The sequence below is a fragment of the Stappia indica genome, from assembly GCF_001696535.1.
Lineage (GTDB): Bacteria > Pseudomonadota > Alphaproteobacteria > Rhizobiales > Stappiaceae > Stappia > Stappia indica.
On the sequence record NZ_MBQE01000003.1, the window covers coordinates 182,400 to 206,621 of the forward strand.

The following is a 24,222-nucleotide window of genomic DNA, read 5'->3' on the forward strand; positions in this document are numbered from 1 at the left end:
TACACGTATTGTTCGACATGTAGTGAGGATGCAACGCATGAATGTGGTCAATCTTGCCGGCGATCTCGCCGACGCCGTACCCGCCGGCGCCACCGCCGAGACGGTGACCGAGGTTCAGCACTACACGGACGACCTGTTCCGCTTCCGCATGACGCGCCCGGCGAGCTTCCGCTTCCGCTCCGGCGAGTTCGTGATGATCGGCCTGATGGTCGGCGAAAAGCCGGTCTTCCGCGCCTATTCCATCGCCTCTCCGTCCTGGGACGAGGAGCTGGAATTCTTCTCGATCAAGGTTCCCGACGGTCCGCTGACCCAGCATCTGCAGAAGATCAAGGTCGGCGACAAGGTCCTGATGAAGAAGAAGCCGACCGGCACGCTCGTCAACGACGCGCTGATCTCCGGCAAGCGCCTCTACATGTTCTCCACCGGCACCGGCTTTGCGCCGTTTGCCAGCCTGATCCGCGATCCGGAAACCTACGAGAAGTTCGAGGAGGTGATCGTCACCCACTCGTGCCGCTTCGTGCCCGAGCTCGCCTATTCGCAGCAGACGGTCGCCGCCACCCGCGAGGATCCGCTGATCGGCGAGCTCGCCGCCAGCCAGCTGCGCCTGTTCACCTCCACGACGCGCGAGCCGCACGAGCACACCGGCCGCATCACCACGTTGATCGAGAACGGCGACCTCTTCCGCGCGCTCGGCGTGCCGCCGCTCGACCCGGAAACCGACCGGGCGATGATCTGCGGCTCCATGGCGATGCTCAAGGACACCAAGGCGCTGCTCGAGGCTGCCGGCCTCACGGAAGGTGCCAACAACCGCCCGGCCGAGTTCGTCATCGAGAGGGCCTTCGTCGGCTGACGACTTTCGCCCCCCTTGCGCCCATCGCCTTCGGCTGACATGAGTGTGAAGCCGCCTTGCGGCGCATCGGGAGTGTTTATGCAAAAAGAAGACAGGCAGGACCCGGTCGAACGGGAAGGGGAAGAGGCTGTGCGCGTGATTTCCGAGCGCAGCCTCTATGAGGGCTTCGGCACCTACCGAGAGATGGTTGTCGAACAGCCGCTGGCCTCCGGCGGCAATATTGAGATTTCAAGAGAATTTCAGGCGCGGCGCGATGTGGTCGCCGTTCTTCCCTACGATCCGGTCCGGCGCGTTGCGTTGCTGGCCCGCCAGCTCCGGGTGCCGTTGTTCGCTCGTGGCGATCACGACGGTTACCTGGAGGAAGTGCCGGCCGGTTACATCGACGAAGGCGAGGTCGCCGACGAGGCCGCCCGCCGCGAGGCCGCCGAGGAAGTCGGCGTCAAGGTCGGCGAACTGGTCCATGTCGGCGACATTTATCCCTCGCCCGGCTCCTCCACCGAACGGCTCAGCCTCTATCTCGCCCGCTACGGTGCCGGCGATGTCGTCTCCAGCGGCGGCGGCCTTGCCGAGGAGGGCGAGGAGATCGAGGTGCTCGAATGGCCCATCGCCCGTCTCGGCGAGGCGGTGCAGGAAGGCAGCCTTTCCGACGCCAAGACCCTGATCCTCGTTCAGGCCCTGATGTTGCGCGCGCCCGAGCTTTTCTCGTAGCCTTGCGGCCGTCTTCGTCTCCAACGCAAGAAGGACCGCCATGCCGATGAACCGCGTCGTGCGTCTGGTCAAGCGCCCGGCCCCGGGCCTTGTCACGCCGGATTGTTTCGAGATCCGCGACGAACCGCTGCCGGAACCGGGGGAGGGCGAGTTCCGCGTCCGCATCAGCCATGTCTCGCTGGACCCGGCGATGCGCGGCTGGGTCAACGACGGCAAGTCCTATGTGCCGCCGGTCGGGCTGGACGATGTCATGCGGTCCTTTTCCGCCGGCATCGTCGAGGCCTCGCGCCATCCCGACTTCCAGGAGGGCGAGGCCGTCGTCGGCCTGTTCGGCGTGCAGACCCACGCCCTGTCGGACGGCAAGGGCGTGCAGCGCGCCGATACCTCCATCGCCCCGCTGCAGAGCTGGATCGGCGGCCTCGGCATGCCGGGCCTCACCGCCTATTTCGGCCTCTTGCGCGTCGCCGAGGCGAAGGAGGGCGACACGGTGGTCGTGTCCGCCGCCTCCGGCGCGGTCGGCTCCATCGTCGGCCAGATCGCGAAGATCAAGGGTTGCCGCGCCGTCGGCATCGCCGGCGGGCCGGCCAAGTGCCGGGCGCTCATCGAGGAAGACGGCTTCGACGCCGCCGTCGACTACAAGGCCGGCAATCTCGCCGCCGATCTAGCCGCCGCCTGTCCGGACGGCATCGACGTCAATTTCGAGAATGTCGGCGGCGAGATCCTCGACGCCGTGCTGGCGCGGATGAACCCGTTCGGGCGCATCGCCGTCTGCGGCCTGATCTCGGCCTACAACGCGACCACGCCGCAGCCCGGTCCCGCCAACCTGCGCTTCCTGCTGACCCAGCGGCTGCGCATGCAGGGTTTCATCGTCTTCGACTTCATCCGCGAAAATCCCATCGCCCTCGCCGACCTGTCGCAATGGGTCTCGCAAGGCCGGCTGAAGTTCCGCGAGGATGTGCGCGAGGGCGGGGTGGACGCCTTCCCGCAGGTGCTGAACCTGCTCTATACCGGCGAAAATTTCGGCAAGCTCTCGCTGAAAGTCTGAGGCTTCCGCCATCCTGCTGACACGATGTCGCGGCCTGATGATCCTCGTCTTTTTCGGGCGTTGGGAGCGCAGGATGCGGCGGATCGGGCTGGGGGCGTTTGCGAGGGTGGGGTGCGTTCGCACGGGCGCTGCGACGGTGCGGCGCGCGGCGCAGCTGCTTGCCGCCTCATTGCTGGCGCTGCCGCTCGCCGTCTCGCCCGCTGCCGCCTCGCTGGAGAGCTGCCTGCCGCAGATGCGCGCCGAGGCCGTGAAGGCCGGCGTCAGCCAGCGTACGGTGGACGCCGCGCTCGCCGACGTTCCGTATGACGAAAAGGCGGTGCGCTTCTCCACCAGCCAGCCGGAATACAAGACGCCGATCTGGGACTACCTCGCCTTCCTCGTCGATGCCGAGCGCATCGCCGACGGCCGCAAGATGCTGTCGCGCCATGCCCGCGTGCTGGAGCAGGTCGAGAAGACCTACGGCATCGACCGCCACATCGTCGTTGCCGTCTGGGGCGTCGAGAGCGATTTCGGCCAGTTCCGCGGCGACTTCCATGTTCCCCATGCGCTGGCCAATGTCGGCTGCTCCGGCCGGCGGGCCAAGTATTTCCGCTCCGAGCTGATCGAGATCCTCAAGATCGTCGACCGGGGCGACGTGCGCCTTTCCGACCTTCGGGGCTCCTGGGCCGGTGCCTTCGGCCAGACCCAGTTCATGCCCTCGACCTATCGCCGTCTTGCGGTCGACTTCGACCGGGACGGGCGCAAGGATCTGGTCAACTCGGTGCCGGACGCGCTCGCCTCCACCGCCAACTACCTGAAGAATGCCGGCTGGGTCACCGGCATGCCCTGGGGCTACGAGGTCAAGGTGCCGGCCGGCTATCGCGGTCCGTCGGGCCGCAAGTCGAAGGTCTCGGTCACCGAATGGGGCAAGCGCGGCATCCGTCATCTCGACGGGGCGGAGCTCACCGGCGCGGCGAAGGCCGGCCTGCTGCTCCCTGCGGGGGCGGAAGGTCCCGCCTTCCTCGTCTTCAGCAATTTCGATGCGATCTACACCTACAATGTCGCGGAAAGCTATGCGCTGGCGATCTCGCATCTGGCCGACCGGCTGCGCGGCGGCGGGCCGTTCCAGGTCGCCTGGCCGACCAGCGATCCGGGCCTGTCGCGCAAGGAGCGGCTGGAGTTGCAGAAGCTGCTGCTGCGCGCCGGCTACGACATCGGCGAGGCCGACGGGCGGGTGGGCGCTGCGACCCGCGAAGGCATCGGCAAGGCCGAGGCACGCTTCGGCATGCCTGTGACGGGCCGTCCGGGACAGCGCATCTACAAGGCGCTCGGCGGCCGCTGAGCCGTCGCCGGCTCGCTTTCAGCAGGGTCCGGAAATCACGAGGCGACGGTGCGGTTGCGCCCGCCATGCTTGGCCTCGTAGAGCCGCATGTCGGCGATCCGCATCGCCGACTGCAGGTTGGCCTCGTTGCCGTTCGACAGGCCGACGCTGATCGTCACATTGCCGAGCGTGCGCAGCGGCCCCTCGCGTCCGGTCAGCTCGGCCAGCCCCTTGCGCACCTTGTCGATGAAGGCGACGCCTTCGGCGGGCAGCAGGCCCGGCAGCAGCACGCAGAATTCGTCGCCGCCGAGACGCGCGGGGAAGGCGCGCTGCGGGCAGTGCTCGCGCAGCAGCATGCCGAACAGGCGGATCAGTTCGTCGCCCTGCTCGTGGCCGAACCGGTCGTTGACCGACTTGAACGTATCGATGTCGATGGCCGCCACTGTCACGTCCTCGCCTGCCCGGCGGCAGCGCTCGAAGGTCGCATTGCCCTCGGAAAACAGGTGCCGGCGGTTCGACAGCCCGCTCAACGCGTCGTTATGCGCCATGCCCGACAGGGTCTGGATCCGGTCCAGCATGTCGAGGTTCTGCGAGATCCGCAGCATGAACTCTTCCGGCGTGCAGGATTTCGGCAGGAAGTCGTTGGCGCCGGACTTCAGGAAGCGGGCGATCACCTCGGGACCTGCCTTGCCCGACAGGCCGATCACGGCCAGCTCGTTCATGGTGAAGCGCCCGCGCACCGCGCGCAGCACCTCGAAGCCGTCGACCCGCGGCATCACGTAGTCGAGCACCACCAGCCGCAGGTTCTCGAACGTGTCGAGCATGTCGATGGCGGTCGTGTGGTCGGGCGCCGTATGCACTCGCAGCTGGTAGAGCGACAGGCGACGGGCGATCACCTCCGTGTCGACCCGGCTGTCGTCGATCACCAGCGCATCGATATGGCGGTTGGCATGAACGCGCTGCACCAGCGTCGTCAGGTAGGTCAGGCTCGCCGGGCTGTCCTTCAGGATGTAGTCGACGACGCCCTTGTTCAGCAGCGTGTGCCGCAGCTTCTCGTCGAAGCGTCCGGAAAACACGATGGTCGGCAGGTTGGCGCTCAGCGTCACGTCGACGATCTCGCCGTCGGGCGCGTCCGGCAGGGTCAGGTCGACCAGCGCCACCACCGGCTTGAAGTCCGGTCGCGCCAGCAGCGCCTCGGCCTCAGCCCGCGTCGCGGCGGAAACGACCTCCAGCCCATGCAGCTCGCTCAACTGACGACGAATGACCCGCTCGAAGAATGACGCATCCTCTACAAGCAGAACTTGTCCCATCTCGCACGCCCCAACTCTCTCCCAGGGACCTCGACCATTGTCCGGGACCGGTGAAGGAAACGTTTACCGAATCACGTTTCCGCCGATTGGATCGGCTGCCGCTTGCGCCGGAATTCGTCTGAAATCCGTCGCTTGGCCGTGAGGGGGGATAAGACCGGGCGAGGGCGGGGATAGGCCGCGCGGGAGGTCGCATTCGTCGGTCGGTGCCGGAAGCGCCCTCGTTCCGGCAATGGCCCGGGGACAAGTCGCCGCGCCCGCGCCGTCGCGCTGCATCCGCAGATTGTCGTGTTTGCGTGCCGGAATGCAATTTTGGCGGATATTGAGACGGGATTTTGCAAAATCCTGCGCAACTTTTCTCGAAATCGCGCGGCGCAGATCCGCATGGTCCGCGCTTGAGCGCCCGCCGGAGGTTCCGGCGCAAACAAAAAGGCGGACGGGAGATCCCGTCCGCCTTCGCGTTTCTTGCAAAAAGGGTCCGGCCGATCAGGCCGAACCGATCAGGCCGGAATGGTCAGCTTGGCCGCCGTGCTGGCCTTGACCTCGTCCGCGGTCACGTCCTTGGCCAGTTCCACCAGCACCAGGCCGTCCTCGGTCACGTCGAAGACGCCCAGATTGGTGATGATCCGGTGCACGCAGTTGACGCCGGTCAGCGGCAGGGTGCACTCGGGCAGCAGCTTCGGGTCGCCCGACTTGGACGTGTGGTCCATGATCACCACGACGCGCTTGACGCCGGCGACCAGGTCCATGGCGCCGCCCATGCCCTTGACCATCTTGCCCGGAATCATCCAGTTGGCGAGATCGCCCTTCTCGGACACTTCCATGGCGCCCAGGATCGACAGGTCGATATGGCCGCCGCGGATCATGCCGAAGCTGTCGGCGGACGAGAAATAGCTCGTCTGCGGCAGCTCGGTGATCGTCTGCTTGCCGGCGTTGATCAGGTCCGCATCCACCTCGTTCTCCGTCGGGAACGGGCCCATGCCGAGCATGCCGTTCTCCGACTGGAGCGTGACGTGAACGCCCTCGGGAATGTAGTTCGAGACCAGCGTCGGGATGCCGATGCCGAGATTGACGTAGAAGCCGTCCTCCAGCTCCTGCGCGGCCCGCTGGGCCATTTCGTCGCGAGTCCAGGCCATTGTTCTTCTCCTTGTCCTCAGGCGGCGCGGGTGGTGCGCTTCTCGATCCGCTTCTCGTGCTGGCCGAGAATGATGCGGTCGACGAAGATGCCCGGCGTGTGGATGGTGTCGGGATCGAGCTCGCCGAGCCCTACGATCTCCTCCACCTCGACAAGGGTCGTCTTGCCGGCGGTCGCCATCATCGGATTGAAGTTGCGGGCGGTCTTCCGGTAGATCAGGTTGCCTTCCGGATCGGCTTTCCAGGCCTTCACCAGCGACACATCGGCGACCAGTCCGGTCTCCATGATGTAGGTCTCGCCGTTGAAGTCCTTGTGCTCCTTGCCTTCCGCGATCAGCGTGCCGACGCCGGTCTTGGTGTAGAAGCCCGGGATACCGGCGCCGCCGGCGCGGATGCGCTCGGCCAGGGTGCCCTGCGGGTTGAACTCCAGCTCCAGCTCGCCGTTGAGGTACTGACGCTCGAATGTAGCATTCTCGCCGACATACGAGGAAATCATCTTGCTGATCTGGCGCGTCTGCAGCAGCAGGCCGAGGCCGAAATCGTCGACACCGGCATTGTTGGAAATCGCCGTGATGTTCTTCGTACCGCTGTCGCGCAACGCCGCGATCAGGTTCTCCGGAATGCCGCAAAGACCGAACCCGCCGGCCATCACAGTCATGCCGTCAAACGTCAGTCCCTCAAGCGCGGCGGCCGCGTTGGGGTATACCTTATTCATCTGGCGTCTCCTCGCATCAGCGTCTCCTCGCAACGGATCGTGCGGACGGTGCACGGCGCTCGGCCGACCGTCCAACATGAACCTTTCGTCAGGCGCCCTGTGATACCTTCCCTCACCGGTGATCTCAAGCGCCATCCATTCGCCCCGGGATTTCCGCCGGTTTCGTCTTGAACCGCGTGCCGCGACCTCCTATCCCCTTGCAGGAGGCAACGCGTTGCGCCGCTGCCCCTACATAGATGACGACGCGCCATGCGGCGCCGGCCGGATTTTGTCATGAAGCGCCTTCTGGCGATCCTCCTTGCAGCCCTTGTCCTCGTCGCGGTCGCCGGCATCGCCGGCTATCTGATGATCGCGCGCGAGGTCTCGCGCGAGCGCGTCGAGGCGAGCCTGTCCGCCCGGCTCGGCGGCGCGGTGCAGCTCACCGGCACGCCCGCCGTCTCGTTCGCGCAAGGGCCGGCGCTGATGCTCGGCGAGGTCCGCTGGCAGGGGCGGGACGGCCGCTGGATACTGGCTGCCGAGCGTATGAGCGCGGGGATAGATCCCGCCGGCCTCTTCCTGGGCGAGGTTCGCCTCTCGTCGTTCCAGCTTCAGGGCGCGCGCCTGCACCTGGCCGGCGTTCCCGCCGAGGGCGCGCTGGCGGGCCTTGGCCGCGACCTGTCGCAGCTCATGGGCGTGCCGGTTTCGGTTGCTGGCGATGCGATCAGCTGGGGCGCGTCGGAGGCCCCGCGCCTCGGCGCCTTCACCCTGCGCCTTTCTCCCTCCGGCGAGGGCGGCAGCTTGCGCGGCTCCGTGGTCGCCGGCGACCAGACGGTCGAGTTCAGCACCACGCTGGCGGATCGCGGCATCCTGACCGGAACCGCCAGCGGCCCGGTGGCCGTGTCGGTCGTCTCGCCGCTTGCCAGCTTCCGGATGACCGGCGCCGTCCGCAACCCGGAAGCGGCCCGGATCGAAGGCAATTTCGATTTCAATACCAGCGACTTGCGCGGGCTTGCCGTGCGGTTCGGCAAGACGCTGGTCGGCGAGGCGAGCTTCGGCGCGCTGCGCATCACCGGCGATGGCGCGCTCGACTTCTCGCGTTTGGTGCTCGACACCGCCCGGCTGGAGCTCGACGGCAATGTCGGCGAGGGCCGCCTCGGCTTCGAGCTCGGCAGCCAGCGCCCGCGGCTGGAGGGAACGCTCGCCTTCGAGCAGTTCGACCTGTCCGCCTATCTCGGCGAGCTGGGCAGCCTGGCCGGGGTGCCGGACGACACGCCGCAGGGCGACAGCCTGCGCGACAGGCCCTTGTCGGCCCTGCTGCAGGCGGCCGACATCGATCTGCGCCTGTCGGCGAACCGCTTCATCGCCGGGCCGCTGTCGGGCGGTCCGAGCGCCATCGCGCTGCTGCTGCGCGATGGCGATCTCTCGCTCGATCTCAGCGAAACCGCAGTGTCTGGCGGCAAGCTGGAGGCGACCGCCCGGCTGAAGCCTGCCGGAGACGACATGTTCGATCTCGCAGCCAATGCGATTGCCGAAAAGCTGGATGTGCGCGGGCTTCCCTCGCCCGATGTCGTGACGTTGCCGCAGGCCGGGGCGCTGACCTTCCGCCTCGGCCGTACCGGCAAGGGGCCGACGCTTGCCGCGATTCTCGAGGGCGCCGGCGGCGAGGTTCAGCTCACGCTGGAAAACGCGACCTATCCGGCCGGCGGCGAGGCATTGGCCCGGCTCGCCTCCTCGACGGGCGAGGCAGGCGCCACCGCCGCCACCTCCCTGGTGCTGGACCGGTTGACCGGGCGCGGCGGCATGGAAGGGCATGAGATGCGTCTCAGCGATGTCGAGGCGCTCGCCGGCAAGCATCTCGTGCGGCTCGCCGGCCGTCTGTCGCTTGCCGATTTTTCGCTGTCTCTGCGCGGCCGGCTGTTGCCGCGTCCCGCTGCCACGCCCGCCGGGACCCCGGCGCCGGAGGAGCCTGCGGAGCCGCAAGGCGCCGACCAGGGCATCCCGGTGCTGGTGCGCGGCACGCTCGCCCGCCCCAGCCTGCTGCCGGACATGACCGGCGTCCGCGCGCCGTAAACCGGCACTCGGAAGCCGCGTATCAGCCCTGCGCCTCGGCCCGCCGCATGTCCTGCGCCCGCCGCACTTCGCGCCGCTTGGTCAGCAGCGAGGTGCAGACCACCACCACCGTCACCACACCGACCAGGATCGTGCAGACCGCGTTGATCTCCGGCGTCACGCCGAGACGGACCTGCGAGTAGATCTTCATCGGCAAGGTCGTGGCTTCCGGCCCGGTGGTGAAGCTGGCAATGACCAGGTCGTCGAGCGACAGGGTGAAGGCCAGCATCCACCCGGCAACGACGCCGGGAAGGATGATCGGCAGGGTGATCGAGAAGAAGGTGCGCGCCGGCGGGCAGCCGAGATCCTGCGCCGCTTCCTCCAGCGACCGGTCGAAGCCGGCAAGGCGCGATTGCACCACAACCGCCACGTAGCACATGGCGAAGGTCGTGTGCGCGATCATGATCGTCCAGAAGCCGCGGGCCTGGTCGATGGCGACGAAAAGCAGCAGCAGGGAGAGGCCGAGGATCACCTCCGGCATCACCAGCGGCGCGTAGACCATGCCGGAAAACAGACTGCGGCCGGCGAACCGGCCCGAGCGCACCAGCACCAGGGCGGCCAGCGTGCCCAGGACCGTGGCGATGGTTGCCGAGGCGAAGGCGACCCGCACGGTCACCCAGGCGGCATCGAGGAGCTGCTGGTTGCCGAGCAGCGTGCCGTACCAGCGGGTCGAGAAGCCGCCCCACACGGTGACGAGCCGCGAGTCGTTGAACGAGTAGATCACCAGCAGCACGATCGGCAGGTACAGGAAGGAAAATCCCAGCACCAGCGAGGTGACGTTGAACCAGCTCGGCCCCTGTCTCATCGTGCCGTCCTTTCGCGCGTTCCGGCCGCGTGCGGATCCGTCGGTCGGGTGCTCACAGGCCTCTCTCCGCGGCTTTCTGCTGCTGGTTCTGGAACAGCACGATCGGCACCACCAGGATGAGCAGGAGAATGACGGCAACCGCCGAGGAGACCGGCCAGTCGCGGTTGGTGAAGAATTCCATCCACAGCGTCTTGCCGATCATCAGGGTTTCCGAGCCGCCCAAAAGGTCGGGAATGACGAACTCGCCGACCGCCGGAATGAACACCAGGAAACAGCCGGCGATGACGCCCGGGATCGCCAGCGGCACCGTGATCGTCCAGAAGCTGCGCCACGGCGGGCAGCCGAGATCCGCGGCCGCTTCCAGCAGGCTGGTGTCGAGCTTTTCGAGGTTCGCGTAGAGCGGCAGCACCAGGAACGGAAGGTACGAGTAGACGATGCCGATATAGACCGCGATGTTGGTGTTGAGGATCGTCAGCGGCTGGTCGATCAGCCCCAGCCACAGCAGGAACTGGTTGAGCAGGCCCTCGTTCTTGAGGATGCCGATCCAGGCGTAGACGCGGATCAGGAAGCTGGTCCAGAACGGCAGGATCACAAGCATCAGCAGCGTCGTGCGCCATTCTTTCGGCGCCCGCGCCATGCCGTAGGCGATCGGAAAGCCGACCAGCAGCGTGATCAGCGTCGACACGCCGGCGATCGAGACGCTGGACAGGTACGACTTCCAGTAAAGATCGTCCTGAGTGAGCCAGACATAGTTCCCGAACGACAGCCCGTCGATCATCTTCATCAGCCCGTCCCAACCGGCGGACGGGTCGAAGGTCGGCATGTATGGCGGGATCGCGACGGCGATCTCCGACAGCGAGATCTTGAAGACGATGAAGAACGGCGCCAGGAAGAAGAACAGCAGCCACGCATAGGGAACGGCGATCAGCAGCCAGCCGCCGAGGCTGCGCCGTGGTTTCGTGCTCACCTGCTCGGGCATCGTGTCATCTCCCCGTTGAGGTCCGGTGGCCTTGCGCCCCGCCGAACGGCGTTACTTCGTCAGAACGACCCCGGCATCCGCATCCCAGGTCAGCCACACCTTGTCGTCCCAGCCGACCGGCCGTTCGACGACGCGCGACCGGTTGGCAACGGTGGCCCGCACGGTCTGCTCGTTGGCGATGTGCGTGTGGTAGATCGAGACGTCGCCGAGATAGGCGATGTCCCAGACCTCGCCGGTCACCGCGTTCACCTTGCTGGCGGGTTCCTCGAAGGAAATGCGCACCTTCTCGGGGCGGATCGCGAACCACACCGTGTCGCCGATGCCTGCCTCGACAGGATGCATTACCTCGATCTCGCAGCCGAACTCGACCGACGTCATGCGGCAGATGTCGCCGTCCTTGGCGGTGACCTTGCATTCCATCAGATTGATATCGCCGATGAAATCGGCCACGAACCGCGAGTTCGGCAGCTCGTAGATTTCCGCCGGCGTGGCGATCTGGATGATCCGGCCGCGGTCCATGACGGCGATGCGGTCGGCCATGGTCATGGCCTCTTCCTGGTCGTGGGTGACGATCAGGAAGGTCATGCCGAGCTCGTATTGCAGGTCGGTGAGCTCGAACTGGGTCTCCTCGCGCAGTTTGCGGTCGAGGGCGCCGAGCGGCTCGTCGAGCAGCAGCACCTTGGGCTTCTTGGCCAGCGAGCGGGCCAGCGCGACGCGCTGCCTCTGGCCGCCGGACAGCTGGTGCGGCTTGCGCTTGGCGAAGTCCTGCAGCTTCACCAGCTTCAGCATTTCCTCGACGCGCGCGGTGATCTGGTCCTTCGGCATGCCCTCCTGCTTGAGGCCGAAGGCGACATTCGCCTCCACGCTCATGTGCGGGAACAGCGCGTAGGACTGGAACATCATGTTGACCGGGCGCTTGTAGGGCGGCACGCCAGCCAGGTTCTGCCCGTCGAGATAGATCTCGCCCGCGTTCGGCGTCTCGAAGCCGGCGAGCATGCGCATCATCGTCGTCTTGCCGCAGCCGGAGCCGCCGAGCAGGGCGAAGAACTCGCGCTCGTAGATCTTGAGCGATAGGTTGTCGACGGCGGTGAAGTCGCCGAAGGTCTTGGTAACGTTCCTGAACTCGATATACGGCTTCGCCTGCGGGTCGTCCCAGGGTGCGAAGTCGCGGCGCACCGGCCCGATCGGTTTCTTTGCCAAGTCAGCCCCCTCGTCGACGGGAGGAAAGGGCCCGGCCGCCGGTCGGCGGCCGGACGAGCGTTTCGCTTACTGGCCGGTCTTGACCCGGGTCCACTCGCGGGTGCGTGCCCGCATGGCCTGGGGCGACTTGGTGGTGGTGGTGAACAGCTTCTCGACGGTCTCCTCGCTCGGGTAGATCGCCGGATCGTCCAGCACTTCCTTGTCGACGAACTCCTGGCTCGCCTTGTTGCCGTTGGCGTAGAAGACGTAGTTGGTCGCCTTGGCGACGACTTCCGGCTTCATGATGAAGTTGAGGAAGGCATGGGCCTCCTCCACATGCGGCGCGTCCGCCGGGATCGCCATGTTGTCGAACCACATCATCGCACCTTCCTTGGGGATGACGTATTCGACCGTGACGCCGTTATTGGCCTCCGAGGCGCGGTCGCGCGCCTGCAGCACGTCGCCGGACCAGCCCACGGCCAGGCAGATGTCGCCATTGGCCAGCGCGTTGATGTACTCCGACGAGTGGAACTTCTGGATGTAGGGACGGATCTTCATCAGAAGTTCGCCGGCCTTCTTGAAGTCTTCCGGATCGCCGCTGTCGGGGTCGAGCCCGAGATAGTTCAGCGCTGCCGGAAAGATCTCGTCGGCGGTGTCGAGCAGGTGCACGCCGCAATCGGCGAACTTGGAGATCACTTCCGGCTTGAAGATCATGTCCCAGCTGTCGAGCGGGGCGTCGGGCATGCGCTCCTTGATCTTGTCGACATTGTAGCCGAAGCCGGTGGTTCCCCACATGTAGTTGATGGCGTGCTCGTTGCCCGGGTCGAACTTCTCGATGCGGCTGGAGATCTGCGGCCACATGTTCTTCAGGTTCGGCAGCTTCGACTTGTCGAGCTTCTGGAAGACGCCGGCCTGGATCTGGCGGCCGAGGAAGGTGCCGGTCGGCACGACGACGTCGTAGCCGGTCCCGCCGGCCAGCAGCTTGGTCTCCAGCATCTCGTTGCTGTCGAACACGTCGTAGACGACCTTGATGCCGGTCTCCTTGGTGAACTCCTCGAGCACGGACTCGTCGATATAGTCCGACCAGTTGTAGACGCGCACTTCCCGGTCCTGGGCGGATGCCGCGGTGGCGGCGATCACGCCGAGCATTGCGACGCTGGTGAACAGCAGCTTCTTCATCAGTCCCTCCGTCTGGCCTTCGCCGGCGCGGCTCGCACCCCGGCCCCTGTCGTTTCCGGTTACGGACGCTGGGTCCCGTCCCGGATCGTGTCTTTCGTTCGGCCGCGTGCGGCCCCTCTGCCCCGCAGCCTAGAAGCGATGCCGTCCGTCCTCAAGAGAGCATCCGCGTCAATCTCCACGAACTGCCTTTGCGGACAGGCATTTCCCCAACCGCAGGCGCATCACAGATATGTCTGACGCTCCAGCGACGAAATCTCGCGCCCGAATGCGAAGAGCTCGTGACGCTTGATATCGACCAGCACCTTGTGCATCTCCTCGCCGACCGCGTCCTTCATCCGCTGCGAGGCGGCGAAGGCGTCGATCGCCTCGTCCATCCACGGCGTCAGGCGCGGCGCGGTCTTCTCATAGGCATTGCCGTCGACGGCCGGGGGCGGCGGCAATTCGCCGAGCACGCCCTGCATCATCCCGGCCAGCACGCCGGTCAGCACCAGATACGGATTGGCATCGGCGCCGGCGATCCGGTGCTCGATCCGCGCCGAGGCCGGCGTTCCGGCCGGCACGCGCAGGGCGACCGAGCGGTTGTCGTAGCCCCAGCAGATCGAGGTCGGCGCATAGGAGCCCGGCTGCATCCGGCGGAAGCCGTTGAACGTGGAGACGAACAGGAGGTGCGCCTCCGGCATCGTGTCGAGCAGCCCGCGGATCGCGTAGCCGAGGCGCGTCTCGCCCGTCTCCGGATCGGCGAAGATGTTGCCCGTGCCGTCCTCCATCGAGACATGGACGTGCATGCCGTTGCCCGGCCATTCGACGAAGGGCTTGGCCATGAAGGAGGCCTTGAGATTGTGCTTGCGGGCAACGCCCGCGACCAGCCGGCGCAGCAGCACCGCATCGTCCGCGGCGCGCAAGGGATCGCGCTGGTAGTGCAGGTTGAGCTCGAACTGCCCGGGCGCTGCTTCCGATACCGCGGCATCTGCCGGAATGTCCTGCGCATCGGCAGAGCGGCGGATCTCGTCGACCAGCGGCATCAAGGCCTCAAGGTCCGACAGCGCATACATGTTCTGCCGCGCCGGACCGAGATGGGTGGAGAAGATCGGCGTCGGCGCGCTGCTCCAGTCGCCGTCGTCCTTGTCTTCGAACAGATAGAACTCCAGCTCGAAGGCTGCCGTCGCCGTCAGCCCGTGCTCGCCCAGCCGGTTGGCCATGCGGGCCAGCACGTGGCGCGGATCGCACATGAAGGCGGTGCCGTCGCGGTCGTGCATCGACAGCAGCACCTGCGCCGTCGGACGCTCGGCCCAGGGCACGGCGCGCAGCGAACCGGGCACCGGCCAGCACACGCCGTCCTTGTCGCCGGTCTCGATGTGCATTCCGGTCTCTTCGACCTCACGGCCCCACACGTCGAGGCCGAACAGCGAGAAGGGCAGGGCGACGCCGCTCTCGAACACCTTGCGCAGCGCGCTTCCGGGCAGCCACTTGCCGCGCAGGACCCCGTTGCTGTCGGGCAGGATCACCTCCAGCGTGTCGAGGTCCGGATATTCCGCCTCGAAGCGGGCCACTTCTTCCTGCCAGTCGACGCCGCCGGCCGGGCGCTGCCAGGCCGTGCGATGGGTCTGCAACATCAGATCCTCCAGGGCGCGAACCTGTCGTTCGCGCGAATTGCTGTTTACGCAAAAATGTGATCACGTAGCGGCAAGGCTGTCAAGCAAGGCCGGGAGGAACCAAGGAAAATGGCTGGCCAAAGCCGCCCGCAACAGGTGAAGGACGCGCAGGAGACTGCCGCCGCGCCCGGCCGGCATTCGCTGCGCGACACGGTCGAGGAGGCGCTGCGCGAGGCGCTGCTGACCGGGCGTTTCGTCCCCGGACGGGCCGTGACGCTGCGCGGTCTGGCGCAGGAGCTGAAGGTCAGCCCGATGCCGGTGCGCGAGGCGGTGCGGACGATGGCGGCCGGCCATGCGCTGGAAATCCGCGCCAACGGGCGCATCCAGGTGCCGACGATGACGCCGCCGCGCCTTGCCGAGATCGTCAAGGCGCGCCTGCTGCTGGAGCCGGAGCTGGCGCAGGCTGCGGCAGCGCAACTGGGGCCGCGCGATGCGGCGCGGCTTGCCGCGATCGACGACCGGATCGACGCCAGCCTCGATGGCGGCGACGCGGAAACCTACATGCGTCTCAACCATTCCTTTCATTTCGCGATCTATCGTGCGGCAGGCTCGCAGGTGCTGCTGCCCCTTGTCGAAAGTCTGTGGTTGCAGTTCGCCCCGTTCATGCGCACCGTCTACGGGCGGGTGGGAACGTCGGCCCTCGTCGATCACCACAAGGAGGCGATCGACGCCGTGCGGGCCCGCGATGCCGCAGCCCTGCGCGAGGCGGTGGCGGCGGACATCCGCTGCGGAATGGACCTGCTCGACACCGGGCTTCCCGATGGCGGGCCGTCGGTTGCCGAATGATCGCCGGCGATTGACTCGATGAAAATGTGATCACAAAATGCAGCGATGCGGTGAGGAGGCGGGCAGGTGCCCGCTGCCCCGCATGCCCTGCGCCCGAAAGGCGAGACCCGTGAGCAAGAAGAAGAAATCCGCACCGAAGATTGCCAGCCGCCGGGGCGTCGAGAGCTTCGACGCGGCCCAGCTGTGGCTGTCCGAGCGCGGGATCGAGGACATCGAGTGCATCGTGCCCGACCTTGCCGGCGTGGCGCGCGGCAAGATGATGCCGACGGAGAAATTCTTCTCCGGCCCGGTGATGACGATGCCCGCCTCGATCTTCGCCCAGACCATTTCCGGCGACTATCCGCCGGACGACGAGCGGTTCCAGCACAACACCACCGACGGCGACCTGTTCTTCCGCGCCGACTATTCGACGCTGACCGCCGTGCCCTGGGAAAGCGACCCGACCGCCCAGCTGATCCACGACGCCTATACCCGCGAGGGCATTCCGGTGGAGACGGCGCCGCGCAACGTGCTGAAGCGCGTGCTGCAGCTCTACGAGGACGAGGGCTGGGCGCCGCTGGTCGCCCCGGAGATGGAGTTCTACCTCGTCCGCCCGAACACCGATCCGGACTATCCGCTGGAGCCGCCGACGGGCCGCTCGGGCCGGCCGGAGGTCGGCCGCCAGTCCTATTCGATTTCCGCGCTCAACGAGTTCGACGACCTGATCGACGACATCTACGACCTGTCGGAGGCGCAGGGCCTGGAGATCGACACGCTGATCCACGAGGAGGGCGCCGCGCAGATGGAGATCAATCTCCGGCACGGCCATCCGCTCGAGCTTGCCGATCAGGTGTTCCTGTTCAAGCGCACGATCCGCGAGGCGGCGCTGCGCCACGACATGTACGCCACCTTCATGGCCAAGCCGATGTCGAACCAGCCCGGCTCGTCCATGCACATCCATCAGTCGGTGATGGACGCGGACAAGGGCACCAACATCTTCTCGCGCGACGACGGCGAGCCGACCAGCGAGTTCCTGTCCTTCATCGCCGGCCACCAGGCCTATCTGCCGGCGGTGACCTGCATCCTGGCGCCTTACGTGAACTCCTACCGCCGCTTCACCCGCGGCACCACGGCGCCGGTCAACGTGCACTGGGGCTACGACAACCGGACGGTGGGCCTGCGCGTGCCGAACTCCAAGCCCGGCGCCCGCCGGCTCGAGAACCGCGTTCCCTCGTCCGACGCCAATCCGTATCTGGCCATCGCCGCCTCGCTCGCTTGCGGCTATCTCGGCATCAAGCAGCGCCTGACGCCGGACGAGCCGCGCAGCGGCAACTTCAGCGAGGACATGCACGCCCTGCCGCGCGGCCTGCTGGAAGCGGTGGCGCTGTTCGGCGAGTGCGAGGAGCTGATCGACGTGTTCGGCGAGAAGTTCGTCGCCACCTACCGCGCCATCAAGCAGGAAGAATTCGAGACCTTCATGAAGGTCATCAGCCCATGGGAGCGGGAGTACCTGCTGCTCAACGTCTGACGCGCGCGTCTGGCGGGGCAAAGAGATCGACAACCAGAAAAACCGGGAGACGCCACCATGACCGGTGCCTCGAACCTTTACCCGACCGCCGACCTGCGCGCCCGCGACGCTGCACATCACTTCCACCCCTTCACCGACACGGGTGCGCTGAACCGGGAGGGCGTGCGCGTCATCACCTCGGCCGAGGGCGTGTGGCTGACCGACAGCGACGGCAACCGCTATCTCGACGGCATGGCCGGCCTTTGGTGCTGCCAGGTCGGGCACGGCCGCGGCGAGATCGTCGACGCGGTCGAGAAGCAGATGCGCGAGCTCGACTATTACAACACCTTCTTCAAGACCAGCCATCCGCCGGTCATCGCCCTGTCGGAGCGCCTGGCGCAGCTCAGCCCGCCGCAGTTCAACCGCGTGTTCTTCACCTCCTCCGGCTCGGAGGCGAACGACACCGTGTTCCGCATGGTCCGCACCTATTGGGACCTGATGGGCAAGCCGGAGAAGAAGACGATCATCGGCCGCTGGAACGGCTATCACGGCTCCACGCTGGCCGGCACCAGCCTCGGCGGCATGACCGGTATGCATGCGCAGGGCGACCTGCCGGTGCCCGGCGTCCATCACATCCCCCAGCCCTACTGGTTCGGCGAAGGCGGCGAGATGTCGCCGGACGAGTTCGGCCTGTGGGCGGCACGCGAGCTGGAGCGCGCCATCGACGTCCTCGGCGAGGGCAAGGTGGCAGCGTTCATAGCCGAGCCGATCCAGGGCGCGGGCGGGGTCATCATCCCGCCGGACAGCTACTGGCCGGAAGTCGCCCGCATCTGCCGCGAGCGCGACATCCTGTTGGTCGCCGACGAGGTGATCTGCGGTTTCGGGCGCCTCGGCAGCTGGTTCGGCTCGCAGCATTACGGCATCGAGCCGGACCTGATGCCGATCGCCAAGGGCCTGTCCTCCGGCTACCTGCCGATCGGCGGGGTGATGATCGCCGACCGGGTGGCCGAGGCCTTCATCGACAAGGGCGGCGAGTTCTATCACGGCTACACCTATTCCGGTCATCCGGCCTGCTGCGCGGCGGCGCTTGCCAATCTCGACATCATGGTGCGCGAGCGGCTGGTCGAGCGGGTGGCCGACGATATCGGCCCCTATCTGCAGCAACGCTGGAAGGCTTTGGGCGACCATCCGCTGGTCGGCGAGGCGCGCATGGTCGGTCTCGTCGGCGCGCTGGAGCTGGTGCCGGCCAAGGGCGACCGCTCGCGCAAGTTTGCGCCGGTCGGCGAGGTCGGCACGCTCTGCCGCGACATCTCCTTCGGCAACGGCCTGGTCATGCGCGCGGTGCGCGACAGCATGATCATCTCGCCGCCTCTGGTGCTGACCCACGAAGAGGCGGACGAACTCGTCGCCCGGGCCGCCCGCACGCTCGACGAGACCTATGCAGCGCTGAAGAAGGACGGCCGGCTCGCAGCTTGAGGCGCGCTGCACACCAGACCGCGGGGAGGCGGACGTGACCGAGATCGCCCATGCCCATGCTCCGTCCTACTACGCGACCAGCGCCGAGGACCGCCCCGTCCGCCCGGCGCTGGCCGGCACGATCCAGGCGGACGTCGCCATCGTCGGCGGCGGCTTCACCGGCCTCAACGCGGCGATCACCCTTGCCGAGGCGGGCCGTTCGGTCGTTCTGATCGAGCAGAACCGCATCGGCTGGGGCGCCAGCGGGCGCAACGGCGGCCAGTTGCACAGCGGCCAGAGGCGCGACCAGGCCTATCTGGAAAAGCAGTACGGTCTCGACACCGCCCGCAGGCTTTGGACCTTCGCCGAGGAGGCCAAGGCCCTGTTGCACGACCGGGTGCAGCGCTTCGGCATCGACTGCGACTGGACGGAAGGTCTGATCCACGCCGCCCACAAGGAGCGGTTCGTTGCCGAGGAATGGGACTATGCCGAAAAGCTCGCCCGCGACTACGGCTATGACGCGGTCACGCCGCTCGACCGGGCGCAGCTGACGGCGGCCATCGGCACCAAGCGGTATTACGGCGGCGTGCGCGACGGCGGGGCAGGGCACCTGCATCCGCTGAAGCTGGCACAGGGGCTGGCAGATGCGGCGGAAGCGGCCGGCGTCGTGCTGCATGAGGCGACTCGTGCCGTCTCCCTGCGCCACGAGGGCGGCCGGGTTCTGGTCGGCAGCGGGCAGGGCGAGATCGACGCCGGCAGCGTGCTGCTGGCCGGCAACGGCTATCTCGCGGGGCTCGACCGGGACAGCGAAGCCCGGGTCATGCCGATCAACAACTACATCCTGACCACCGAGCCGCTGTCGCGCGAGGCGGCCGATCATCTGATTCCCGGCCGCGAGGCGGTCTCCGACAGCCGTTTCGTCGTCTATTACTGGCGCCTGACCCGCGACCTGCGGCTGCTGTTCGGCGGCGGCGAGACCTATCGGCGCGGTTTTCCGCCGGACCTGCGCGCGTTCGTGCGCTCGCATTTGAGCAATGTCTATCCGCAGCTTGCGACCGCGCCCGTCTCCCATGCCTGGGGCGGCACGCTCGGCGTCACGACCTCGCGCATGCCGTGCCTGCGGCGCACGGCGCCGGGCGTCTATGTCGCGGCAGGTTTTTCCGGCCACGGTGTCGCGATGGCCGGCTTTTGCGGCCATGCGGCGGCCTGCGCCATGCTGGGCGACGATGAACGGTTCGACGTGTTCGAGAAGCTTTCGCCGCCGAAGTTCCCCGGCGGGCGGGCGTTCCGCTGGCCGATTCTGGTGCTGGCGATGAGTTGGTTCGCCCTGCGCGACCGGCTCTGGTAGCCGGCCGGAGCCGTCAAAGCCGCGTGCTGCCCTTGTCGCGGAAGCTGCGGGCGGAGGTGCGCGCCAGCAGGATCGAGGGCACCAGGCCTACCAGCACGATCAGCAGCGCCGGCAGGGCGCCTTCGCCGAAGGCCTCGCGCGAGGCGGCGTTGTAGACCGTCGTCGCCAGCGTCTCGAAATTGAACGGCCGCAGCAGGATCGTCGCCGGCAGCTCCTTCATGCAGTCGACGAAGGCCAGCAGCAGCGCCGTCAGCAGCACCGGGCGCAGGATCGGCAGGTGCACCTGGAACAGGATCCGTCCGGAGCTGCGCCCCAGCGTGCGCGCGGCCATGTCGAGATGCGGCGTCACCTTGCCGAAGCCGCCCTCGATCTGGCCGTAGGAGACGGCCAGGAAGCGGACCATGTAGGCATAGACCAGCGCCGTTCCCGAGCCGATCAGCAGCAGCCCGGTCGAGAAGCCGAAGGTCGAGCGGGCGATGCCGTCGATGAAATTGTCGAAATTCGCCAGCGGGATCAGGATGCCGACGGCCAGCACCGTTCCCGGAATGGCATAGCCGATCGAGGCGATGCGGCCGAAGAGCTGCGTCGTCCGGCTGGCCTGGACGCGGTGCGCATAAGTGAGCACCACACCGATCACCACGGTCAGCAGGGCAGCCGAGACCGACAGCACCAGCGTGTTCTGCATTGCCGACAGCAGGCGCGGATCGAACAGGTCGTCGAGCCGGCGGCTGGCATAGTCGGCAAGCAGCGCCGCCGGGAAGACGAAGCCGATCAGGATCGGCAGGGCGCAGGCGGCGGTGGCGAGCCACGCGCGCGGCCCGCTCAGCCGGTAGCTCGGCAGGGTCTTGTAGTTGGCGGACGTGGTGTGGAACCGCTGGCCCTTGCGAGCGCGCCGCTCCATCCACAACAGCGCGAAGACCAGCGCCAGCATGGCGCAGGCGATCTGCGCCGCGCCGGCCAGGCTCGAGCGGTGGACCCAGGTGTCGTAGACGGAGAAGCTGAGCGTGTGGACGCCGAAAAAGGTCACCGCGCCGATGTCGTTGAGGCACTCCATCAGGGCGAGCGAGATGCCGACGACGATGGCCGGACGGGCGAGCGGCAGCGCCACGCGGAAGAACAGGCGCATCGGGCCGGCGCCGAGCGTGCGCGACACGTCCAGCGTCGAGGCGGACTGCAGCAGCAACGAGGCGCGCGTCGTCAGGTAGACATACGGGTAGAGCACGAAGCCCATTACGAAGATCGCGCCGCCGAGCGAGCGGATCTCCGGGAACCAGTACTCCCGCGAGGTGCGGAAGCCGAAGATCTCGCGCACGAGGGTCTGAACCGGCCCGGTGAAGGTGAGGATCTCCACATAGGTATAGGCGATGATGTAGGTCGGCACCGCCAGCGGCAGCAGCAGCGCCCAGTCGAACAGGGCCCGGCCGGGAAACCGGCACATGGTGACGAGCCAGGCAGTGCCCGTGCCCACGACGAAGGTGATCAGGCCGACACCCAGCAGCAGCAGGAACGTGGTCTGGAGTGATCGCGGCAGCACCGTGCCGATCAGATGGCTCCACACATCGCCCGTCGGCTGGGCGGCAAGAACCAGCAGGGCGCCGATCGGCAGCAGCGTCAGGGCGGCGACGAGGAGACCGGCCACGAGCCATAGCCGGTCGGCGAGGCTGCGCGAGGCGCGCGGTGCGACCGGGATCGCGGTCATGTCGTCGAGGCGGGCAGTGTCGCTCATGGGTGCTTCTGACGGGGCTCGATCGGCAAGACCCGGTGTGGCGGGCCCGGATCTTGCTGGTCTGTAGGCCGGTTCCGGTCTCGTCCGGAAACGGAGAACGGCGCCCGGTCACAAGGACCGGGCGCCGCGGGTTTCAAGCCTGCAGGCGAGGAGGCGTCCTCAGCTCTGCGGACCGTCGTTGAAGCCGACCTTGTCGACCAGCTCGCTGGCGGTCTTGCGGTTCTTGGCGATCTCGTCGAGCGACAGGGTGTCCGGCTTGAACGCGCCCCACGAGGCGACCAGCTCGGAGATCTCGACGCCCGGCTTCACCGGGTACTCGTTGTTGGCCTCGGCGTAGATGTGCTGGGCCTCTTCCGAGGACAGGAACTCGATCAGCTTGACGGCCGCTTCCGGGTTCGGAGCGTTCTTGGCCATCACGACGCCCGAGATGTTGACGTGGGTGCCGCGATCTTCGGTGTTCGGGAACAGGATCTTGACCGAGTTGGCCCAGTCCTTCTGCTCCGGCTCCTTCTCGTTGTTCAGCATCGCACCCATGTAGTAGGTGTTGCCGAGCGAGATGTCGCATTCGCCGGCGAAGATCGCCTGGACCTGGCTGCGGTCGTTGCCGGTCGGCTTGCGGGCGAGGTTGTCGCGCACGCCGGCGAGCCACGTCTCTGCTTCCTCGGCACCCTTGTGGGCGACGATGGAGGCGAACAGGGCGACGTTGTAGACGTGCTGGCCCGAACGGGTGCAGATCTTGCCCTTCCACTTCGGGTCGGCCAGCTCCTCATAGGTGATGCTGTCCTGCGCCACGCGCTCCTTGGAGGCGTAGATGATGCGCGCGCGGGTGGTCAGGCCGATCCAGTGGCCCTCCGGGTCGCGGAACTCCGCCGGCACGTTCGCGTTGACGACCTCGGACGTCACCGGCTGGGTGATGCCGGCTTCCTTGGCGCCGTCGAGGCGGCCGATGTCGACCGTCAGCAGCACGTCGGCCGGCGAATTCGCGCCCTCGGCCTGGATGCGCTCGGCAAGGCCGTCGGCAGCGAAGATGACGTTGGTCTTGATCCCGGTTTCCTTGGTGAAGGCCTCGAGCAGCGGTTCGATCAGGAACGGCTGGCGATAGGAATAGATGTTGACCTCACCCTCGGCAGCGGCCGGCGTTGCGATCGCGGCGGATGCGAGAAGCGCAGCGGACAGAACGCCGGTGCGCAGAGCGGAAACCTTGTGGAACATGGAACTCTCCCAGCGATCAGGGGACAAGGCCCTGATGTCGGTTGCATTGGCCCGCGGAACTACCGTTGCGGCAGCTCCTCGTCAGGCGCCCGCATCCTATAAACAGGAGTTTCTGTGTCAAGAATAATCGCCTGCAAAATCAATATTTTAGAATTATTCTAAGTTAAGGTGAGTGAATCTGGCAAGTTTTCGCAAGGTACCGGACCGGGGGCGGCCTTCGTCAGGGAGCGGGGGTGCCGCCGGCCAGGATCTCGGCCATCCAGGCGGTGTCGATATTCTGCCCGCTGAGCACGATGCCGGCGACTTCTCCGCGCCTTTGGTCCTGCAGCAAGGCGGCAAGGGCCGCTGCCCCGGAGCCTTCGGCAACGGAGTGCGTGGTGCGGTAGAGCAGGCGCACGGCCTCCGCAATCGCCTCGTCGCTGACGCGCAGGATGTCGTCGACGCCGGCGCGGATCATCGCCAGGGCGGTCTCGTCCGGCCCGCGCACCGCCATGCCGTCGGCGAAGGTGACGGCGCTCGCCGTCTCCACCCGCTGGCCGCTTTCCAGCGACAGCGCATAGGCGTCGGCCTTGTCGGAAACCACGCCGACGATCCGCGTGCGCCGGCCCAGCAGGTCGCGCGCCGAGATCATCCCGCAGATGCCGGAGCCGAGGCCGATCGGTACATAGACGACGTCGAGATCGTCGGCTGCCCGGAAGAACTCCATCGCATAGGTGGCAACGCCGCGCACCAGATCCGGGTGGAAGCTCGGCACCATCATCAGGCCCCGCTCGTCCGCCAGTGCCATCGCATGCTGCTTGGCCTCGTCGAAATCGCCGCCGGCCTCCACCAGCTCGGCCCCGAAGGCGCGCATCGCGGCGTTCTTCTCGGCCGAATTGCCGTGCGGGACGACGATGGTGCAGGCCAGCCCGTTGCGGGCCGAGGCGAAGGCAAGGCTCTGGCCGTGATTGCCGCGGGTGGCGGAGATGATGCCGGTGCCGGCGGGCGAATTGCGTGCGATGCCGCTGGTGATCACCAGTCCGCCGCGCACCTTGAAGGCGCCGGTCGGCGTGTGGTTCTCGTGCTTGACCCAGACCTTCCGTCCCACCGCGTCCGCCAGCAGCGGCCAGGCATATTGCGGGGTCGGAGCCATCGACCGGTAGACGGTCTCGGCGGCATCCTCGATGGCGGCAAGGGTAAGCATGGCGGATCCGGAAGATGATGGCGGACCCGCGCGACAGGCCCGCCCGATGGCGAGGCCGGTAGAGTGGCGCGCCCGGAAGGGCGGG

Annotated in this window: 20 protein-coding genes; 9 read left to right on the top strand and 11 right to left on the bottom strand. The window is 67.0% G+C overall.

Features of this window, described 5'->3' with window-relative positions:
* The first annotated feature begins 28 nt into the window (after window positions 1-28).
* The 4 genes from BBX35_RS12190 (at window position 29) to BBX35_RS12205 (ending at window position 3,924) form a co-directional block, all read left to right on the top strand.
* A complete protein-coding gene (locus BBX35_RS12190; protein WP_410176282.1) occupies window positions 29-850 on the top strand; it encodes a ferredoxin--NADP reductase in 822 nt (273 codons plus the stop codon).
* Between the two features lie 78 nt (window positions 851-928).
* On the top strand, window positions 929-1,558 hold the full coding sequence (locus BBX35_RS12195; RefSeq protein ID WP_083206251.1) for an NUDIX domain-containing protein: 630 nt from the start codon (window positions 929-931) through the stop codon (window positions 1,556-1,558).
* A 40-nt stretch (window positions 1,559-1,598) separates the two neighbouring features.
* Window positions 1,599-2,603, top strand: coding sequence for an NADP-dependent oxidoreductase (locus BBX35_RS12200; RefSeq protein WP_083206252.1), 1,005 nt, complete (start codon window positions 1,599-1,601; stop codon window positions 2,601-2,603).
* A 73-nt stretch (window positions 2,604-2,676) separates the two neighbouring features.
* Window positions 2,677-3,924: a lytic murein transglycosylase gene (locus tag BBX35_RS12205; protein WP_083206314.1), complete on the top strand. Its 1,248-nt coding sequence runs from the start codon at window positions 2,677-2,679 to the stop codon at window positions 3,922-3,924.
* A 35-nt stretch (window positions 3,925-3,959) separates the two neighbouring features.
* Here the strand turns inward: BBX35_RS12205 and BBX35_RS12210 are convergent, their stop codons facing one another.
* The 3 genes from BBX35_RS12210 to BBX35_RS12220 all read right to left on the bottom strand — a co-directional run bounded on the left by BBX35_RS12210 (window position 3,960) and on the right by BBX35_RS12220 (window position 7,059).
* Window positions 3,960-5,213 (bottom strand): diguanylate cyclase, encoded by a 1,254-nt coding sequence (locus BBX35_RS12210; RefSeq protein WP_067220393.1) that lies wholly within the window; start codon window positions 5,211-5,213, stop codon window positions 3,960-3,962.
* A gap of 497 nt (window positions 5,214-5,710) precedes the next feature.
* The gene (locus tag BBX35_RS12215; protein WP_067220394.1) at window positions 5,711-6,346 is read right to left on the bottom strand and encodes a CoA transferase subunit B; all 636 of its coding nucleotides are present in this window, start codon (window positions 6,344-6,346) and stop codon (window positions 5,711-5,713) included.
* 17 nt (window positions 6,347-6,363) lie between these two features.
* Window positions 6,364-7,059 (bottom strand): CoA transferase subunit A, encoded by a 696-nt coding sequence (locus BBX35_RS12220; protein WP_067220397.1) that lies wholly within the window; start codon window positions 7,057-7,059, stop codon window positions 6,364-6,366.
* Between the two features lie 273 nt (window positions 7,060-7,332).
* On the opposite strand from BBX35_RS12220, the gene BBX35_RS12225 reads away from it, so the two are divergent.
* Window positions 7,333-9,108 carry an AsmA family protein gene (locus BBX35_RS12225; protein WP_141687857.1) on the top strand — a complete coding sequence of 592 codons (1,776 nt, stop codon included), beginning with the start codon at window positions 7,333-7,335 and terminating at the stop codon, window positions 9,106-9,108.
* 22 nt (window positions 9,109-9,130) lie between these two features.
* Here the strand turns inward: BBX35_RS12225 and BBX35_RS12230 are convergent, their stop codons facing one another.
* The 5 genes from BBX35_RS12230 to BBX35_RS12250 all read right to left on the bottom strand — a co-directional run bounded on the left by BBX35_RS12230 (window position 9,131) and on the right by BBX35_RS12250 (window position 14,902).
* Entirely contained in the window at window positions 9,131-9,952 is an 822-nt protein-coding gene (locus BBX35_RS12230; protein WP_067220401.1) for an ABC transporter permease, read from the bottom strand.
* 52 nt (window positions 9,953-10,004) lie between these two features.
* Window positions 10,005-10,931: an ABC transporter permease subunit gene (locus BBX35_RS12235; protein WP_067220403.1), complete on the bottom strand. Its 927-nt coding sequence runs from the start codon at window positions 10,929-10,931 to the stop codon at window positions 10,005-10,007.
* A gap of 51 nt (window positions 10,932-10,982) precedes the next feature.
* Window positions 10,983-12,131, bottom strand: coding sequence for an ABC transporter ATP-binding protein (locus BBX35_RS12240; protein ID WP_067220405.1), 1,149 nt, complete (start codon window positions 12,129-12,131; stop codon window positions 10,983-10,985).
* 66 nt (window positions 12,132-12,197) lie between these two features.
* Window positions 12,198-13,289: a polyamine ABC transporter substrate-binding protein gene (locus BBX35_RS12245; protein WP_067220407.1), complete on the bottom strand. Its 1,092-nt coding sequence runs from the start codon at window positions 13,287-13,289 to the stop codon at window positions 12,198-12,200.
* A gap of 221 nt (window positions 13,290-13,510) precedes the next feature.
* Entirely contained in the window at window positions 13,511-14,902 is a 1,392-nt protein-coding gene (locus BBX35_RS12250; protein ID WP_067220409.1) for a glutamine synthetase family protein, read from the bottom strand.
* Between the two features lie 108 nt (window positions 14,903-15,010).
* Here BBX35_RS12250 and BBX35_RS12255 point away from each other — a divergent pair, with 108 nt between their 5' ends.
* The 4 genes from BBX35_RS12255 to BBX35_RS12270 all read left to right on the top strand — a co-directional run bounded on the left by BBX35_RS12255 (window position 15,011) and on the right by BBX35_RS12270 (window position 20,016).
* Window positions 15,011-15,727 carry a GntR family transcriptional regulator gene (locus BBX35_RS12255; RefSeq protein WP_083206253.1) on the top strand — a complete coding sequence of 239 codons (717 nt, stop codon included), beginning with the start codon at window positions 15,011-15,013 and terminating at the stop codon, window positions 15,725-15,727.
* An 82-nt stretch (window positions 15,728-15,809) separates the two neighbouring features.
* On the top strand, window positions 15,810-17,234 hold the full coding sequence (locus tag BBX35_RS12260; protein ID WP_088941719.1) for a glutamine synthetase family protein: 1,425 nt from the start codon (window positions 15,810-15,812) through the stop codon (window positions 17,232-17,234).
* Window positions 17,235-17,291: 57 nt separating this feature from the next.
* Complete coding sequence (locus BBX35_RS12265; RefSeq protein WP_067220416.1) at window positions 17,292-18,689, top strand: aspartate aminotransferase family protein; 1,398 nt, start codon at window positions 17,292-17,294, stop codon at window positions 18,687-18,689.
* A gap of 34 nt (window positions 18,690-18,723) precedes the next feature.
* Window positions 18,724-20,016 (top strand): NAD(P)/FAD-dependent oxidoreductase, encoded by a 1,293-nt coding sequence (locus tag BBX35_RS12270; RefSeq protein ID WP_067220418.1) that lies wholly within the window; start codon window positions 18,724-18,726, stop codon window positions 20,014-20,016.
* Between the two features lie 13 nt (window positions 20,017-20,029).
* On the opposite strand, the gene BBX35_RS12275 is transcribed toward BBX35_RS12270, so the two are convergent.
* The 3 genes from BBX35_RS12275 to BBX35_RS12285 form a co-directional block, all read right to left on the bottom strand.
* On the bottom strand, window positions 20,030-21,742 hold the full coding sequence (locus BBX35_RS12275; protein WP_083206254.1) for an ABC transporter permease: 1,713 nt from the start codon (window positions 21,740-21,742) through the stop codon (window positions 20,030-20,032).
* 159 nt (window positions 21,743-21,901) lie between these two features.
* Window positions 21,902-22,954: a Fe(3+) ABC transporter substrate-binding protein gene (locus BBX35_RS12280; RefSeq protein ID WP_067220420.1), complete on the bottom strand. Its 1,053-nt coding sequence runs from the start codon at window positions 22,952-22,954 to the stop codon at window positions 21,902-21,904.
* A gap of 220 nt (window positions 22,955-23,174) precedes the next feature.
* Window positions 23,175-24,137 (bottom strand): threonine dehydratase, encoded by a 963-nt coding sequence (locus BBX35_RS12285; RefSeq protein ID WP_067220422.1) that lies wholly within the window; start codon window positions 24,135-24,137, stop codon window positions 23,175-23,177.
* Window positions 24,138-24,222: the final 85 nt, after the last annotated feature.

Coding starts and splice junctions, on each gene's coding strand:
- BBX35_RS12190 (WP_410176282.1), top strand. CDS start 29: ATGCAACGCATGAATGTGGTCAATCTTGCCGGCGATCTCGCCGACGCC.
- BBX35_RS12195 (WP_083206251.1), top strand. CDS start 929: ATGCAAAAAGAAGACAGGCAGGACCCGGTCGAACGGGAAGGGGAAGAG.
- BBX35_RS12200 (WP_083206252.1), top strand. CDS start 1,599: ATGCCGATGAACCGCGTCGTGCGTCTGGTCAAGCGCCCGGCCCCGGGC.
- BBX35_RS12205 (WP_083206314.1), top strand. CDS start 2,677: ATGCGGCGGATCGGGCTGGGGGCGTTTGCGAGGGTGGGGTGCGTTCGC.
- BBX35_RS12210 (WP_067220393.1), bottom strand. CDS start 5,213: ATGGGACAAGTTCTGCTTGTAGAGGATGCGTCATTCTTCGAGCGGGTC.
- BBX35_RS12215 (WP_067220394.1), bottom strand. CDS start 6,346: ATGGCCTGGACTCGCGACGAAATGGCCCAGCGGGCCGCGCAGGAGCTG.
- BBX35_RS12220 (WP_067220397.1), bottom strand. CDS start 7,059: ATGAATAAGGTATACCCCAACGCGGCCGCCGCGCTTGAGGGACTGACG.
- BBX35_RS12225 (WP_141687857.1), top strand. CDS start 7,333: ATGAAGCGCCTTCTGGCGATCCTCCTTGCAGCCCTTGTCCTCGTCGCG.
- BBX35_RS12230 (WP_067220401.1), bottom strand. CDS start 9,952: ATGAGACAGGGGCCGAGCTGGTTCAACGTCACCTCGCTGGTGCTGGGA.
- BBX35_RS12235 (WP_067220403.1), bottom strand. CDS start 10,931: ATGCCCGAGCAGGTGAGCACGAAACCACGGCGCAGCCTCGGCGGCTGG.
- BBX35_RS12245 (WP_067220407.1), bottom strand. CDS start 13,289: ATGAAGAAGCTGCTGTTCACCAGCGTCGCAATGCTCGGCGTGATCGCC.
- BBX35_RS12250 (WP_067220409.1), bottom strand. CDS start 14,902: ATGTTGCAGACCCATCGCACGGCCTGGCAGCGCCCGGCCGGCGGCGTC.
- BBX35_RS12255 (WP_083206253.1), top strand. CDS start 15,011: ATGGCTGGCCAAAGCCGCCCGCAACAGGTGAAGGACGCGCAGGAGACT.
- BBX35_RS12260 (WP_088941719.1), top strand. CDS start 15,810: ATGCCCTGCGCCCGAAAGGCGAGACCCGTGAGCAAGAAGAAGAAATCC.
- BBX35_RS12265 (WP_067220416.1), top strand. CDS start 17,292: ATGACCGGTGCCTCGAACCTTTACCCGACCGCCGACCTGCGCGCCCGC.
- BBX35_RS12275 (WP_083206254.1), bottom strand. CDS start 21,742: ATGAGCGACACTGCCCGCCTCGACGACATGACCGCGATCCCGGTCGCA.
- BBX35_RS12280 (WP_067220420.1), bottom strand. CDS start 22,954: ATGTTCCACAAGGTTTCCGCTCTGCGCACCGGCGTTCTGTCCGCTGCG.
- BBX35_RS12285 (WP_067220422.1), bottom strand. CDS start 24,137: ATGCTTACCCTTGCCGCCATCGAGGATGCCGCCGAGACCGTCTACCGG.